Source organism: Streptomyces sp. NPDC002825, assembly GCF_040295385.1.
Taxonomy (GTDB): Bacteria; Actinomycetota; Actinomycetes; order Streptomycetales; family Streptomycetaceae; genus Streptomyces.
Genome location: NZ_JBEOVH010000020.1, coordinates 26,240 through 41,638, shown reverse-complemented (window position 1 = coordinate 41,638; position 15,399 = coordinate 26,240). Strand labels below are relative to the sequence as shown.

Genomic DNA, 15,399 nt, shown 5'->3' with positions numbered 1-15,399 from the left:
GTCGGAGAAACAGAAGACGGAGAAACAGAAGACGGAGAAACAGAAGACGGAGAAACAGAAGACGGAGAAACAGAAGACGGAGAAACAGAAGACGGAGAAACAGAAGACGGAGGAGCCGACCCCATGAGCCTGCACCGCCACAACCCCGCCGAGCTGTCCCCGCCCACCGGTTTCTCCCACGCCGTCACCGCCACCGGGAGCCGGCTGGTCTTCCTCGCGGGACAGACGGCCCTCGACACGGAGGGCAAGGTCGTGGGGGAGGAGCTCACCGAGCAGTTCACCACGGCCCTCGGCAACCTGCTCACCGCCCTGCGGCACGCCGGCGGCACCCCCGCCGACCTCGCCCGGGTCACCGTCTACACCACCGACGTCACCGCCTACCGCGAGCACGCCCACGAACTGGGCCGGATCTGGCGCCGGTTGGCGGGCCGCGACTACCCGGCGATGGCGGTCATCGGCGTCGTACGCCTCTGGGACGAGCAGGCCCTGGTGGAGCTGGACGGCTTCGCGGTCCTGGAATAGGGGCCGCTTGATCAACTGGTCACCCGTGTGGACCAGGCTTAGGGTCGAAAGGTGGACTGACCGGCCCACGGCTCACTCGCCAGGCGAAGTTCGAGGCGCCACATGAGTACACCCAAGCCGACGACACCGGAACAGACCGCCACCCCGAAGAAGGGCAGTGACGGCAAGGGCATCGCCCTGTTCGTGATCGCGTCCTGCCAGCTGATGGTGGTCCTCGACATCACGATCGTGAACATCGCGCTTCCACACATCCAGAGCGCCCTGCACTTTTCCACGACCAGCCTGTCCTGGGTCGTCAACGCCTACACGCTCACGTTCGGTGGCCTGCTCCTGCTCGGCGGGCGTGCTGGCGACATCCTCGGCCGCCGCCGTGTCTTCATCTTCGGCGTGCTGCTCTTCGGACTGGCCTCCCTCTTCTGCGGACTCGCGCAGAGCGAGTGGCAACTCCTCGCGGCCCGGTCACTCCAGGGCGTCGGCGGCGCGATAGCCTCGCCGACCTCGCTCTCCCTCATCACCACCACGTTCGACGAAGGCCCGGAACGCAACCGGGCCTTCGGTGTCTTCGCGGGCGTCTCGGCCGGCGGCGGCGCGATCGGCCTGGTGGCCGGAGGCATGCTCGTCCAATGGCTCGACTGGCGCTGGATCTTCTTCGTCAACGTCCCGATCGCCATCGTGATCGCCGTCCTCACGCCGCGTCACGTCAAGGAGTCCGAGCGGCACCCCGGCCACTTCGACCTCGCCGGCGCGGTGACGGCGACGCTCGGCATGGTGGCGCTGGTCTACGGATTCATCCGGGCCGCACAGGAGGGCTGGAGCGACCCCTACACGATCGGCTCGTTCGGGGCGGCGCTCGTCCTGCTGTCCGCGTTCATCCTCATCGAACGGCGCTCGCAGCAACCCATCACGCCCCTGCACATGTTCGCCGACCGCAACCGCTCGGGCACCTACGTCATCATGCTCTGTCTGGCGGCGGCCATCTTCGGGATGTTCTTCTTCCTCACCCTCTTCGTGCAGCAGGTGCTGGGCTTCAGCCCCCTGACGACGGGCCTCGCGTTCCTGCCGGTCAGCGCGATCATCGCGGTCGGCGCGGGTTTCACGTCCAACCTGCTGCCCAAGTTCGGCCCGAAGCCCTTCATGGTGACGGGCTCGCTGCTCACCGCGGTCGGCCTGTCCTGGCTGACGCTCACCGATGTGGACTCCACCTACGCGGGCAGCATCCTCGGACCGATCCTCGTCTTCGGTCTCGGCATGGGCCTGATGTTCGTCTCGCTGACCATCATGGCGCTGTCGAACGTCGAACCGAAGGAGTCCGGGGCCGCGTCAGGTCTGCTCAACGCCACGCAGCAGGTGGGCGGTTCGCTCGGCCTCTCGATCCTCGTGACCGTCTTCGGCACGGCCAGCCGCAACGAGGCGGAGAAGCAGGTCCCCTCCTTCCTCTCCCAGGCCGGCCCGCTGGAGAAGGCCCAGTTCGCCAAGACCGGCCAGCTCCCACCGCCCTGGAGCGACCAGATCCTCGCCACCGGCGTCTCCGCGGGCTTCGTCACAGCGGCGATCTTCGCAGTCGTCGGCGCCCTGGTCGCCATCTTCGTGATCCAGGTCCGCCCCTCGGACATCGAACGCCTCAAGGGCGGCGCGATGATGCCGGGCGCCTGAGCGCCAGGTCGTCTCTTTCGGATCTTGCCGGTCGAGCCCGCGGCGTCTGGTGCCGTGCATCGCAAGGCGGAGGGTCGCCCGATTACTGGACGTACTTGGGCGGCCCGACAACGCTGCGAGGTGCGGTGCCAGGCGTCGCGGGTCAGGCAAGATCCGGAAGAGACGGACTAGCCGCCGGGACGCAACTCGGCGTACGGCCGCTCGGGACAGGGCGCGTCGGGCGGGGCGAGCTTCAGATAGACGGTCCCGAACTGCGGGTTCTCGACGGTCCTGCCCGGCTCGGGATCCTGGAAGCAGACCTTCCAGGGATCCACGACACCGGGCAGCGTCACATCGGAGTACGCGCTCTCCGGCTCGACCTTCCTGAACGCGAGGGGCCCGAGCGTCTCGCCGGCCCGACCGAAGGTCATCCCGACGACGGCGGGCATGACAGGCCAGGGAATCTCCCCACCATCGGCTCGGGGGCACGGCGCCTCGACCCGCACCACACCGAGATCGAGCACCGGCCGCCCACCACCGCGCTGCCCCGCCGCCCCCTGAAAACACACCTTCCACCCACCGACGTCCCACTGCCGGGCGTCCTGGTCGGAAGCATCGTGCGACACGACATCGAACCCTGCGGCTGAGGCCTGCTCCTTCGCGTCCTTGAGCCGCTTCCCCACGAGCGAGGGAGGCCCGGAGGGCGTGGGCCGGGCGGACGCGGAGACGGTGACGCTCGCCGCGGGCGGCCCCGCCTTCTCTTCGGACGCGCCGCCCCCGCCTCCCCCTGGGAAGAGGGACAACACGAACCCGAGGCCCGCGAGCACCACGACCACGACGAACACGGGATGCCGCCACCACGGCCGCGAAACCGGCCGGGGCGGCAGCGGGGGCGGCGGCGGGACAGCGGCGTTCGAATCCACGCCGGGATCGTAGTCACGCCCCGGACGCCACCGCCCCGTAGTGCCCGGATTCGCCGTGCGGGACGTCCTAGATGTCCCGGAAGATCTCGATCTGGGCGCCGATCGAGTTCAGGCGCTCAGCCAGGTCCTCGTAACCGCGGTTGATGACGTACACGTTGCGCAGGACCGACGTGCCCTCCGCCGCCATCATCGCGAGGAGGACGACGACCGCCGGGCGCAGGGCAGGCGGGCACATCATTTCGGCGGCGCGCCAGCGGGTCGGGCCCTCGACCAGGACGCGGTGGGGGTCCAGGAGCTGGAGGCGGCCGCCGAGGCGGTTGAGGTCCGTGAGGTAGATGGCGCGGTTGTCGTAGACCCAGTCGTGGATGAGGGTCTTGCCCTGGGCCGTCGCCGCGATCGCCGCGAAGAAGGGGACGTTGTCGATGTTCAGGCCCGGGAACGGCATCGGGTGGATCTTGTCGATCGGCGCCTCCAGCTTGGAGGGGCGGACCGTCAGGTCGACCAGGCGCGTGCGGCCGTTGTCCGCGGCGTACTCCGCCGAGCGGTCGTGGTCGAGGCCCATCTCCTCCAGGACCGCGAGCTCGATCTCCATGAACTCGATCGGGACCCGGCGGATCGTGAGCTCCGACTCGGTCACGACCGCCGCGGCCACCAGGCTCATCGCCTCGACCGGGTCCTCGGAGGGGGAGTAGTCGACGTCCACGTCGATCTGCGGCACGCCGTGCACGGTCAGGGTCGTGGTGCCGATGCCGTCGACCCGGACGCCGAGCGCCTCCAGGAAGAAGCAGAGGTCCTGGACCATGTAGTTGGAGGAGGCGTTGCGGATGACGGTCACGCCGTCGTGGCGGGCGGCCGCCAGGAGGGCGTTCTCGGTCACCGTGTCGCCGCGCTCGGTCAGGACGATCGGGCGGCCGGGGGTGACGGAGCGCTCGACCTGGGCGTGGTACAGGTTGTCCGTCGCCGTGACCTCGAGGCCGAAGCGGCGCAGCGCGATCATGTGCGGCTCGATCGTGCGCGTGCCGAGGTCGCAGCCTCCGGCGTACGGCAGCTTGAAGCGGTCCATGCGGTGCAGCAGCGGGCCGAGGAACATGATGATCGAGCGCGTGCGGATCGCGGCCTCGGCGTCGATGGACTCCATGTCGAGCTCGGCCGGCGGCACGATCTCCAGGTCCACGCCGTCGTTGACCCAGCGGGTGCGGACGCCGATGGAGTTGAGGACTTCCAGGAGCCTGAAGACCTCCTCGATGCGGGCGACCCGACGCAGGACGGTGCGGCCCTTGTTGAGGAGCGAGGCGCAGAGCAGCGCGACACAGGCGTTCTTGCTCGTCTTGACGTCGATGGCGCCGGAGAGACGGCGGCGGCCGACGACCCGGAGGTGCATGGGGCCCGCGTAGCCGAGTGAGACGATCTCGCTGTCGAGGGCTTCGCCGATGCGGGCGATCATCTCAAGGCTGATGTTCTGGTTGCCGCGCTCGATCCGGTTGACGGCGCTCTGGCTCGTGGCCAGCGCCTCGGCGAGCTGCGTCTGCGTCCAGCCGCGGTGCTGCCGGGCGTCACGGATGAGCTTGCCGATGCGTACGAGGTAGTCGTCTGCCATGGCGTCACGTTATCTCAGATATGAGATGGTGATCGACATGGGGTGGGCCGTCAGGGTGAATCACCGTGCGCGATCGGGTGGCGCGGTTCGTACAGCGGGAGTTCGGTCCCGCTCGGCAGTCGTACGGCCGCGAGCAGGCCCCAGCCCTGGTCGGTGATGGCCCGTGAGATCTCCGCGCCCCGGTCCTCCAGGGTGGTCAGGGTGTGGGTGAGGTCCTCGCACATGAGGTACATCTCGTGCTTCGGCTCGCCCTCCGTCGGGTGCACCGCCACCTCCGCCGGCGGCAGCTTGAAGATGAGCCAGCCGCCTCCGGCGTCCACGTGCTCGAAACCGAAGACGTCCTTGAGGAAGGCCCGGTCGGCCTCCGCGTCCCGGGTGTAGAGAATCACATGCGCGCCGCTGAACATGGCTCGATCGTCGACGCGCGGCGCCGGTACGGCCATTCGTGCGCGTCCGTACGGGTAAGTCCCCTTTGTCTCCTGTCGAGTCCCTGATGTCCCCCCTTCGCGGCTGGCGGCGATGCGGAGGCGTCGGGGCCGGTGTCCCGGGATCGGGGTCCGGCATCGGGATCCCGGATCGACATGCCGCGGTCGGCGGGTGTTCTGTCGCAGCGAACGTTGAGCGTTTCTCATCGAAGGTTGAGCGGGGAGGGTCATTCATTTCCATCGCGCTGGCGAGCGGCGAGGATTGCGACGTCGTCCTCGTACGCACCGTTCGCCAGGCGGGTCAGGAACGTGTCGAGCATGTCGTCGAGAGGGCCGTCCGCTGGAAGGCTCAGCGTCTCAAGCGCCTGCACCGAGTGTTCGATGTCTCTGCCGCGTCGTTCCACCAGGCCGTCGGTGTAGAGCACCAGAGTGGTGCCGCGGTCCATTCGTACGGTGAGCGATTCGTAGCCACCGAGTCCGGTGCCGATGGGCGGGCCGGCCGGGAGCCACAAGACCTCGATGCTTCCGTCCGGTCGCACGGCGGCGGGCGGCAGATGCCCTGCGCTGGCGGTCGTACAGGTGCCCGCACCGGGATCCATGACCGCGAGAAGACAGGTGGCGAGGCGGTCAAGGCCGAGGTGCGCGACCTGGCGGTCGAACTCGCCAAGGATCTTGTCGACGCCCGCGCCGGAAGCGGCAATGGTGCGTAGCAGGGAGCGGTACTGGCTCATCGCGACAGCGGCCTGGAAGCCGTGGCCCATCACATCGCCCATGACCAGCAAGGTGCGGGAGTCCGACAGGGGAATCGAGTCGTACCAGTCCCCACCGACGAGGACGCTGCGGCCGGATGGGAGGTAGCGGGCGGCCACTTCCACAGCGGGGTGAGGGGTGCGGGGTTCGGACAGCAGGGCCCGCTGGAGTTCCAGCGCCATGGTGTGTTCGTAGCTGTAGCGGCGCGCGCTGTCGATGGAGAGGGCGGCCCGGCCGGCCAGCGCCTGGAGCGTCACGAGGTCGTTGTCGTCAAAGGGCTGAGATGTGCCGGCCCGACCCAGTAGGACGACGCCGACCGGGCGACCTGCGGTGATCAGCGGGGTGATGAGAAGCGAGTGGATGCCCGCCGCGCGGAAGATCTTGGTCCGTTCGGGGTCCACGGTCACCTTTTTGAACAGCTCGTCCGAGGCCAGGTTGCCCAGCCATGGCCGCCCGCTGTCCAAGCAATGCCGTGTTGCGACGCCACGGGGAACGTCGACGTACGGTCCTGGTCCGCCCAGCTGGTGCAGCACCCATTCCATCCCAGGGGGCGCTGAGCCCCTCACCTTGCGCAGCCGTAGGAAGCCGGGAGGAGGCGGGGGAGCACCGGTGAACTCCTCTTCGACGATTCCCACCGCGGCCATGTCGGCGAGCGAAGGGGCCAGGAAGTCGACCAGCTCCTGGCACGTGGTTTCAATGTCGAGTGTCGTTCCGACGCGCGCGGCCGCGGCATCCAGCAGGGCAAGCCGCCGATGCGCGGTCTCCAGGTCGTCCAGATAGCGGCGCAGACTGCTGATCTCCACGCCGATCCCGCACAGACGCGCATCCCCTCCCGGCAGATCCACCCGGTGATAGACGGCTCTCCAGAGCCTCTGCCCCAGCGGCGAGGAGACCCCTGTCGTTCCAGCGATGGCTGCCTCCCGAGGCTGCCCGTCTGCGAGTACCTCGAACAGGACGTCGTCTGGGCTCTGGAGGTCCGGCAGCACTTCCCCGAGCGTTCGTCCCAGGAACGCAGCGGCGGGCACGCCGCTGACCCGGACCCATGCCGGGTTGACGTACAGATGGCGCAGCTGCGCGTCGAGAACGACGATGGGGGCCAAGGTCCCCTCTACGAGCTGATACGCCGGAAGGCCATCACCCTCCGGAAGAGGCCACTGCGGCATGGGGCCCTCACCGTTCACAGATTCCCTCTCGCTGTCTTCACTGGGCCAATGCATACCCCGTCGATGAAGTGACCTCTCGCGGTGAGGCTGGGCGCATAAACGTTGAACGCGGTGCGCGCTGTTAGCAGAGTCCATCAGTCCCCAGTCTTTGCTGAGAACTGCTCAACCTTCGCTGCGAGAGATCAACCGCACTGTCCTGTCTCATCGAAGATTGAGCGCGTCTCATCGAAGTTTGAGTGATCCGAGTCAGGCTGCCTCCGGGCTGTCGAGCGAGAGCCGCGGCGGATGGATCTGAGCTGTCCGGCGTTGCTTGGTGGCCATGATCTGCAGGTTCGCGATCGATACCGAGATGTCGTGAGTGTCCATGAGCTCGGTCCAGGTCTGCTTGGCGCCCATGCCCTTGTCGATCATGGCGGCGATCAGTTCCCTGTCCTGGTCGTCGAGGGCATTGCGTCGTCGGCGGGTGCTGTGTTCGGGGAAGATTGATGAGGTCAGGACGCGCCGGACCAGCCAGCGAGGAACTTCCCACTCTTCCGAGACGGTCCGGATGGTCATGCTTCCGTCCAGCGCGTCGTGCTGGATCAGCACGGTCCGATCGAGTCGATTCTTGGTGAGCGCTTTGTGCTGGTGGAGGCGCAGGGTGCGAGGGTTCGGCTTGGCACGGCCTCTGGGAGAGCTGGCGTCTGAGAGTGTGTGCTGTAGGGCTTCCGCTGAGCGTCCGGAGGCAGCGGCGAGCCGTTCGATCAGGGTTTCCCGACCCAGAAAGGTGGTCCGCAGAGGAAACAGTGCAGGTAGCTGGGCTTGAGGTGGTTGGCTCGGGCCAGCCGTCGGATGTAGGAGTCGGTGGTCTCGCCGAGCCGCGGGCGGACGTTCACGGAGAGCCGGGCGATGCGTTCAGGCAGTTCGGATGTCACCGGCTGACCGCCGTCGATAGGCCTGCGGCATTCTGGGCGGAGTGGTCCAGTGGAATCGCTTCGAGGGATCTTTTCGTGATCTTCTCGGTGCCGGTGAGGATCGCGTCGATCGCGGCTCCGCGGATGGCGTGGGAGAGCGCGAGCCGCACGAAGTAGTCCGGGGCGTGACGACGCTTGCGTGATCCGTCATGCCAGTGCAGCCAGAAAGGCTGCGAGGCGATCCCCGTCACATCCGGATCGGCGTCGAGGAGGATCAGCCGGTCTCGCTCCAGCCACGACTCATACCCGACGTGGTCACCAGTCGTCGCCGACCAGTGCCAGCCCGCGAAGCTTGCCCCCCTTTGCCCAGCGGAATGAACGCACCGGGTCCGCCTGCTCGAAGCGCATGTTCCAGCTCACCCCCAGCGGACTGCGAACCCGCGTGCCACCCTCGTAGAAGTCCAGGTCAAACGACCCAAGTGCCGGATCCGCGTACGCACCCGCGAGTTCTCCCACCGTCCACCCCTGTCCGCCCCGTACCCACCGCCCTATGAAGACAACTGTCCGGGTCTGGCGGGACTCACTCAGGGGCAAATTGCATGAAACCCCTCAGCTGGGTGAAACTTCATGTCTCGGGGTCGACCACCCGGCTGGGGTAACGGAGGGTGCGCTTGGCGTGTCGATTCACTGACCTGGTTGGATCCCCGCATGACGGATTGGTCGCAACTCGGCCATGCTTACGGCTCCGCGGAAGACATCCCGGCACTGCTGGACCAGATCGCGTCGGAGCCGAACGCCGAGCGTTGGAACGAGCTGTGGTCGGCGCTGTGTCATCAAGGCAGTGTCTACTCGGCCAGCTTCGCGGCCCTGCCCTGGCTAGCCGACGTAGCCGGCAGCGATGACCGAGAGCAGGCGGTCAGTGCCCTGAATCTGGCGGGCGCGATCATGGCGGGAGCCGACCAGCCGCACGGGGCCGGCGACGTCCGCGCGCAGCACGTGGCGGAGGTCGAGACCCTGCTGGCAGTGGCGCACCAACCCCTCCGGACGGCGTCCGATCGCACCGAGTACGCCTACCTCCTCGAAGCCATGCTGAGCTTCGAAGGCGTCCTGAGCTGGAGCGAAGACCTGGCCTCGGGCCTTGTTAACGAGGAGTACGAGGTCTCCTGCCCCAGCTGCCAAGCCAACCTGTTCATCGTCATCGGCGACCGCGGATTCTTCTCCACGAGCGGCGACTACGCACTGTCGGACGACGACGTCGAGACGACGCCCCTGCGTCCCGCGAACCCCGCAGACATGGACGGCATCGGCAGACGGCTCCACGACATCGCGCTCACCGACGGCCACCGAGAAGTCGCCAACGCGATGACCTACGTCTTCGGCGACGCGGCGTGCCCGGACTGCGAAACAGCCTTCTCCGTAGCGGACCAGGTCAGCGCCGATTGGTCCGCCACACACTGAGCGCCGCCAGCGAAACGCAGCCGCCTTCGCCGGAACGGGCGCTGGCACCCCGACCACTCAAACTTCGGTGAGACGAAACTGCCAGTCATCAACCTTCGGTGACATCGATCAGCCTTCGATGAGACAGCACGCGGGCGCCCGGGCATGACCGCGAGGCGGGGATGCACTAGAGTTATCTCGACATCGAGATAACTGCTTACGGCGCACTGCGGCCGCCTGCCCGGTAAGGGTTACCTAACTTAGCCTTACCTTAGCGGATCGGCGAGGAGTCGTGGCGGCAGCATGACGGTAGTACGCGCACATTGATGAAGGAGACTGTCGTGTCGGCGAACAGCTTCGACGCCCGCAGCACGCTGCGCGTGGGCGACGAGTCGTACGAGATCTTCAAGCTGGACAAGGTCGAGGGCTCCGCGCGCCTCCCTTACAGCCTGAAGGTCCTCCTGGAGAACCTGCTCCGCACCGAGGACGGCGCGAACATCACCGCCGACCACATCCGGGCCCTCGGAAACTGGGACTCGCAGGCTCAGCCGAGCCAGGAGATCCAGTTCACGCCCGCCCGCGTGATCATGCAGGACTTCACCGGTGTGCCCTGCGTCGTCGACCTCGCCACCATGCGTGAGGCCGTCGCCGCGCTCGGCGGCGACCCGGCGAAGATCAACCCGCTGTCCCCGGCCGAGATGGTCATCGACCACTCCGTCATCGCCGACAAGTTCGGCACCAACGACGCCTTCGCGCAGAACGTCGAGCTGGAGTACGGCCGCAACAAGGAGCGCTACCAGTTCCTGCGCTGGGGCCAGACCGCCTTCGACGACTTCAAGGTCGTCCCGCCGGGCACCGGCATCGTCCACCAGGTGAACATCGAGCACCTGGCCCGCACCGTCATGGTCCGCAACGGCCAGGCGTACCCCGACACCCTCGTCGGCACCGACTCGCACACCACCATGGTCAACGGCCTCGGTGTGCTGGGCTGGGGCGTCGGCGGCATCGAGGCCGAGGCCGCCATGCTCGGCCAGCCGGTCTCCATGCTCATCCCGCGTGTCGTCGGCTTCAAGCTGACCGGCGAGCTGCCCACCGGCACCACCGCCACCGACCTCGTGCTGACCATCACCGAGATGCTGCGCAAGCACGGTGTCGTCGGCAAGTTCGTCGAGTTCTACGGTGAGGGCGTCGCCGCCACCTCCCTCGCGAACCGCGCCACCATCGGCAACATGTCGCCGGAGTTCGGCTCCACCGCCGCGGTCTTCCCGATCGACGACGAGACCCTGAACTACCTCAAGCTCACCGGCCGCTCCGAGCAGCAGGTCGCGCTCGTCGAGGCGTACGCCAAGGAGCAGGGCCTCTGGCTCGACCCGGCCGCCGAGCCCGACTTCTCCGAGAAGCTGGAGCTCGACCTCTCCACGGTCGTCCCGTCCATCGCCGGCCCGAAGCGCCCGCAGGACCGCATCGTCCTCGCGAACGCCGCCGCGCAGTTCGCCCAGGACGTCCGCAACTACGTCGCCACCGCCGACGAGGCCGGCGAGGAGTCCTTCCCGGCCTCCGACGCCCCGGCCGTCAGCAACGGCGTCCCGTCGAACCCGGTCCAGGTGACCGCCCCCGACGGCACGACGTACACGATCGACCACGGCGCCGTCACCGTCGCCGCGATCACCTCCTGCACCAACACGTCGAACCCGTACGTGATGGTCGCCGCCGCGCTCGTCGCGAAGAAGGCCGTCGAGAAGGGCCTGACCCGCAAGCCGTGGGTCAAGACCACCCTCGCCCCGGGCTCGAAGGTCGTCACCGACTACTTCGACAAGGCGGGCCTCACCCCGTACCTCGACAAGGTCGGCTTCAACCTCGTCGGCTACGGCTGCACCACCTGCATCGGCAACTCCGGCCCGCTGCCGGAGGAGGTCTCCAAGGCCGTCAACGAGCACGACCTGGCCGTGACCTCGGTCCTCTCCGGCAACCGGAACTTCGAGGGCCGCATCAACCCCGACGTCAAGATGAACTACCTGGCCTCCCCGCCGCTGGTCGTCGCGTACGCCATCGCGGGCTCCATGAAGGTGGACATCACCAAGGACGCCCTCGGCGTCGACCAGGACGGCAAGCCCGTCTACCTGGCCGACATCTGGCCGTCGGAGTCCGAGGTCAACGACGTCGTCGCCAACGCCATCGGCGAGGACATGTTCTCGAAGTCCTACCAGGACGTCTTCGCGGGCGACGCCCAGTGGCAGGCCCTGTCGATCCCGACCGGCTCCACCTTCGAGTGGGACGCCGAGTCCACCTACGTGCGGAAGCCCCCGTACTTCGAGGGCATGACGATGGAGACCACCCCGGTCACCGACATCGTCGGCGCCCGCGTCCTGGCCAAGCTGGGCGACTCGGTCACCACCGACCACATCTCCCCGGCCGGCGCCATCAAGGCCGACACCCCGGCCGGCAAGTACCTCACCGAGCACGGTGTGGAGCGTCGTGACTTCAACTCCTACGGCTCGCGCCGTGGCAACCACGAGGTCATGATCCGCGGCACCTTCGCCAACATCCGCCTGCGCAACCAGATCGCGCCGGGCACGGAGGGCGGCTACACCCGCGACTTCACCCAGACCGACGGTCCGGTCTCCTTCATCTACGACGCCTCGCAGAACTACCAGGCCGCCGGCACCCCGCTGGTCATCCTGGGCGGCAAGGAGTACGGCTCCGGCTCGTCCCGCGACTGGGCCGCCAAGGGCACCGCGCTCCTCGGCGTCAAGGCCGTCATCACCGAGTCGTACGAGCGCATCCACCGCTCGAACCTCATCGGCATGGGCGTCCTGCCGCTCCAGTTCCCGGCCGGCCAGTCGGCCGACTCGCTCGGCCTGACCGGTGAGGAGACCTTCTCCATCACGGGCGTCACGGAGCTGAACGAGGGCACCACGCCGAGCACGGTCAAGGTCACCACCGACACCGGTGTCGAGTTCGACGCGGTCGTCCGCATCGACACCCCCGGTGAGGCGGACTACTACCGCAACGGCGGCATCATGCAGTACGTGCTCCGCAACCTGATCCGCGGCTGACGCATCGGGTGAACGGCAAGGGCCCCGCTCCTCGGAAGAGGAGCGGGGCCCTTTCGTTCTTCACGTGCGCCGTCTCACGACGGGGCGAGGATCAGAACATGAGGCGGTAGGTGTTCCAGCCGCTGGTGCCGATCTTCACGCGCGGCTTGTAGGGCGTGGTGCCGTTCGCGGTGCCCTTGTACAGCCACAGGGCGCCGTAGCTGTCCCGGGCGATCAGGTCGGCGATGCCGTCGAGGTCGATGTCGCCGGTGGAGACCAGGGTGTTGTAGATCTGCCAGCCGCCACCGATCTTGGTGCGGGCGGCGAACGGCGCGCTGTAGTTGCCGGTGCCCTTGTAGAGCCACAGCACACCGGCACCGTCGCGGGCGACGATGTCGTCCTTGCCGTCGCCGCTCAGGTCGCCCTTGCCGGCGATCTGGTTGTAGGCCTGCCAGCCGCCGCCGATCTTGACGCGGGTCGCGACCTTGCCGTTGCCGTAGCCCAGGTACAGCCACAGCGTGCCGTAGCTGTCACGGGCGAGCAGGTCGTCGGCCGTGCCGCCACCGAGCTGGCCCGCGGACAGGACCTTGTTGTAGATGCTCCAGCCGGTGCCGATGGAGACCGGGTCGCCGCCGAACGCCATGTACGACAGGCGGCCCGCGGTGACGTCCCAGATGCCGTCGGCGCTGCCGTCGTGGTTCTGGTCGACCTGGTTGATGAACTTGGCGTTGCCCCAGCCGTAGCCGGTGTAGACGCGGGCGTCGAGGCCGCCCTCGCCGTTCGGCGCGTAGCCGTACATGTCGCCGCGGGAGTCGACGCCGTAGAGGGCGTTCACCTGGGCGTCGCTGGTGGTCTCGGCGGCGAAGGCGCTCGCGTTGCCCGAGGGCTGCTGGACGGCGGCGGAGGCCGTCCGCTCCTGCGGTGCGTCGGCGGCGACGGCAGCCGTCGTGGTACCGACGAGGGCGGCGGTTATCGCCGCGACCGTGACACGGGACAGAACGCCCGTGCGGTTCAGGCCAGAAGAGTTGGCCACGTAGATCTCCAGATCCGTATGGAATGAGGCAGGTCCCGCCGCGCGCCCGTGCCCGGGGGCAGGGGGCGGTGGGGACCTCTATGATCCCGGATCCTTCTCACGGAATCTTCACCGGGCAACTGGTTTGTGACACAACTGTTTCGATGGCGATCGTATGTCCCAATTGCCCCTTCCTTCCCTTCCCTTCCGCCCGCTGTCGGCCGCCCGCGCCGCGGGTCCCGGGAGGTGGGGTGGCCCTGATGCCGTGTCAAGAGTGTTGCGTCGCGAATGGTTGGACGAAACGCCGCAGATCCAGCGTGCTTATCCCGGAGGTCTCAACTCGGGAAAGATGGTCGTGGAAAGCTGGTTTCGATCTTGCTCCCGTGAAGGGAAGTGGACTATACCTGTCGGCGTCCAGCCAGTCGGAGCAATCCGACGACGGCCCGACGCGTGCACGACCCGGCTGCAAATGACCGCGGTGGCGGGGCCCTTCGCCTGTGGCGAGTGAGAAACGGGCGACCGGTACACCGCCTGAGTCCTGAATGAAGGCGAGGACTTGAGCATGGGATCCACCTCCGCACACAACGGTGAGGGCCTCGGCCGTCGCGATCTGATCAAGCGTTCCGCCGCTATCGGTCTGATCTCCGTACCGACGATGGGCTTCCTGTCCGCCTGCGCGAGCAGCGGTGACGGTGGTAACGAGAAGGTCGAAAAGGGCACGAAGTCCGATAAGAACCCGCTCGGGGTGAACGAGTCGGCGCCGCTCGATTTCGTCCTCTTCGACGGCGGATTCGGACAGCAGTACGCCAAGGACGCGATCAAGGTCTACGAGACGAATTACCCCAAGGCGCAGGTCAAGTTCACGCCGACCCAGAAGATCACCACCACCCTGCAGCCGCGCTTCAACGGCGGCACCCCGCCGGACCTCATCGACAACTCCGGCGCCGAGCAGATGGACATGGGCGTCCTCGTCGGCCAGAAGCAGCTCGCGGACCTCACCCCGCTCCTGGACGCGCCGTCCGTCGACGACCCGAGCAAGAAGGTCCGTGACACCCTGCGGCCGGGCATCATCGAGATGGGCCAGTTCGAGGGCGACCCGGTGTGGATCATGTACTACGCGTACACGGTCTACGGCGTCTGGTACTCGCAGAAGCTGCTCGACTCCCTCGACGCGAAGTACCCCGAGACCTGGGACGAGATGCTGGCCGTCTGCGAGAAGGCCAAGAAGAAGGGCATCGCCGGCTGGACGTACGCCGGCAAGTACCCGTACTACGTCCCCTTCTCGCTCTACCCGATGATCGGCAAGGTCGGCGGCCGCGAGGTCCTCGACGCCATCGACAACCTGGAGCCGAAGGCCTGGGAGCACCCCGCGGTCAAGGCCTGTTTCGAGGCCTACTACGAGCTGGTCAAGAAGGGCTACATCCTCCAGGGCACCCCCGGCCTCGACCACATCCAGTCGCAGACCGCCTGGACCGAGGGCAAGGCGCTGTTCATCCCGAACGGCTCCTGGGTCGAGAACGAGGCCGCGAAGACCATGCCGGCCGACTTCAACCTGGCGGTCTCGGCCCCGACCGGCATCGACTCCTCCGACAAGATGCCCTTCGGCACGATCTGGGCCTCCGGCGGTGAGCCCTTCATCGTCCCGGCGAAGGCGAAGAACATGGAGGGCGGTCTGGAGCAGCTGCGCATCATGCTCAGCGAGGCCTCCTCCAAGAACTTCACCCAGTCGGTGAAGTCCCTGACGGCCTTCAACGGCGGCACCGACGGCATCGAGCTGACCCCGGGCCTCAAGTCCGGTGTCGCCGCCCTGGAGAAGGCCGGCCAGAACGTCGTCAACCCGCGCCTCCAGGACTGGTACGTCGCCCTCCAGAAGGAGAAGATCGGTGTCGCCGGCCTCGGCGAGATGATGGCCGGCCGCGCGACCCCGGCCGAGACGATCAAGAAGATCCAGAAGTACGCCGATGAGGCGGCCAAGGACTCGAGCATCAAGCACTACAAGCACTGACGCAC

12 protein-coding genes and 1 pseudogene are annotated in these 15,399 nt (G+C 67.4%); 5 read left to right on the top strand and 8 right to left on the bottom strand.

Annotated elements, in window-relative coordinates; genetic code table 11:
* The first annotated feature begins 123 nt into the window (after positions 1-123).
* Complete coding sequence (locus ABT041_RS24115) at positions 124-522, top strand: RidA family protein (protein ID WP_351187667.1); 399 nt, start codon at positions 124-126, stop codon at positions 520-522.
* Between the two features lie 102 nt (positions 523-624).
* Positions 625-2,175 carry an MFS transporter gene (locus tag ABT041_RS24110; RefSeq protein WP_351187665.1) on the top strand — a complete coding sequence of 517 codons (1,551 nt, stop codon included), beginning with the start codon at positions 625-627 and terminating at the stop codon, positions 2,173-2,175.
* A 167-nt stretch (positions 2,176-2,342) separates the two neighbouring features.
* Here ABT041_RS24110 and ABT041_RS24105 read toward each other — a convergent pair whose 3' ends face one another.
* From ABT041_RS24105 to ABT041_RS39085, 7 genes and pseudogenes are all read right to left on the bottom strand, one after another.
* Complete coding sequence (locus tag ABT041_RS24105) at positions 2,343-2,990, bottom strand: PASTA domain-containing protein (protein ID WP_351187663.1); 648 nt, start codon at positions 2,988-2,990, stop codon at positions 2,343-2,345.
* 154 nt (positions 2,991-3,144) lie between these two features.
* Entirely contained in the window at positions 3,145-4,674 is a 1,530-nt protein-coding gene (locus ABT041_RS24100; protein WP_351187661.1) for a helix-turn-helix domain-containing protein, read from the bottom strand.
* Positions 4,675-4,724: 50 nt separating this feature from the next.
* The gene (locus ABT041_RS24095) at positions 4,725-5,081 is read right to left on the bottom strand and encodes a VOC family protein (protein ID WP_351187659.1); all 357 of its coding nucleotides are present in this window, start codon (positions 5,079-5,081) and stop codon (positions 4,725-4,727) included.
* Between the two features lie 245 nt (positions 5,082-5,326).
* Positions 5,327-7,012, bottom strand: a complete 1,686-nt coding sequence (locus tag ABT041_RS24090; RefSeq protein WP_351187657.1) for a SpoIIE family protein phosphatase — start codon at positions 7,010-7,012, stop codon at positions 5,327-5,329.
* Between the two features lie 246 nt (positions 7,013-7,258).
* Entirely contained in the window at positions 7,259-7,600 is a 342-nt protein-coding gene (locus ABT041_RS24085) for a hypothetical protein (RefSeq protein ID WP_351187655.1), read from the bottom strand.
* Between the two features lie 322 nt (positions 7,601-7,922).
* Positions 7,923-8,213 (bottom strand): annotated as a pseudogene (locus tag ABT041_RS39090) (hypothetical protein); the annotation flags it as partial.
* Between the two features lie 7 nt (positions 8,214-8,220).
* Complete coding sequence (locus tag ABT041_RS39085) at positions 8,221-8,421, bottom strand: hypothetical protein (protein WP_502976584.1); 201 nt, start codon at positions 8,419-8,421, stop codon at positions 8,221-8,223.
* Between the two features lie 192 nt (positions 8,422-8,613).
* Here ABT041_RS39085 and ABT041_RS24075 point away from each other — a divergent pair, with 192 nt between their 5' ends.
* The gene (locus tag ABT041_RS24075) at positions 8,614-9,363 is read left to right on the top strand and encodes a hypothetical protein (protein WP_351187653.1); all 750 of its coding nucleotides are present in this window, start codon (positions 8,614-8,616) and stop codon (positions 9,361-9,363) included.
* Positions 9,364-9,683: 320 nt separating this feature from the next.
* Positions 9,684-12,398, top strand: a complete 2,715-nt coding sequence (gene acnA / locus ABT041_RS24070) for an aconitate hydratase AcnA (protein WP_351187651.1) — start codon at positions 9,684-9,686, stop codon at positions 12,396-12,398.
* Between the two features lie 91 nt (positions 12,399-12,489).
* Here acnA and ABT041_RS24065 read toward each other — a convergent pair whose 3' ends face one another.
* Positions 12,490-13,410: an FG-GAP repeat domain-containing protein gene (locus tag ABT041_RS24065; protein ID WP_351187649.1), complete on the bottom strand. Its 921-nt coding sequence runs from the start codon at positions 13,408-13,410 to the stop codon at positions 12,490-12,492.
* A gap of 541 nt (positions 13,411-13,951) precedes the next feature.
* On the opposite strand from ABT041_RS24065, the gene ngcE reads away from it, so the two are divergent.
* Positions 13,952-15,394 (top strand): N-acetylglucosamine/diacetylchitobiose ABC transporter substrate-binding protein, encoded by a 1,443-nt coding sequence (gene ngcE / locus ABT041_RS24060; protein WP_351187647.1) that lies wholly within the window; start codon positions 13,952-13,954, stop codon positions 15,392-15,394.
* Positions 15,395-15,399 lie beyond the last annotated feature (5 nt).

Excerpts from the sequence above, each read along its gene's own strand:
- ngcE (WP_351187647.1), top strand. The coding sequence starts at position 13,952 with ATGGGATCCACCTCCGCACACAACGGTGAGGGCCTCGGCCGTCGCGAT.
- ABT041_RS24075 (WP_351187653.1), top strand. The coding sequence starts at position 8,614 with ATGACGGATTGGTCGCAACTCGGCCATGCTTACGGCTCCGCGGAAGAC.
- ABT041_RS24100 (WP_351187661.1), bottom strand. The coding sequence starts at position 4,674 with ATGGCAGACGACTACCTCGTACGCATCGGCAAGCTCATCCGTGACGCC.
- ABT041_RS24110 (WP_351187665.1), top strand. The coding sequence starts at position 625 with ATGAGTACACCCAAGCCGACGACACCGGAACAGACCGCCACCCCGAAG.
- ABT041_RS24115 (WP_351187667.1), top strand. The coding sequence starts at position 124 with ATGAGCCTGCACCGCCACAACCCCGCCGAGCTGTCCCCGCCCACCGGT.
- ABT041_RS24095 (WP_351187659.1), bottom strand. The coding sequence starts at position 5,081 with ATGTTCAGCGGCGCGCATGTGATTCTCTACACCCGGGACGCGGAGGCC.
- ABT041_RS24090 (WP_351187657.1), bottom strand. The coding sequence starts at position 7,012 with ATGCCGCAGTGGCCTCTTCCGGAGGGTGATGGCCTTCCGGCGTATCAG.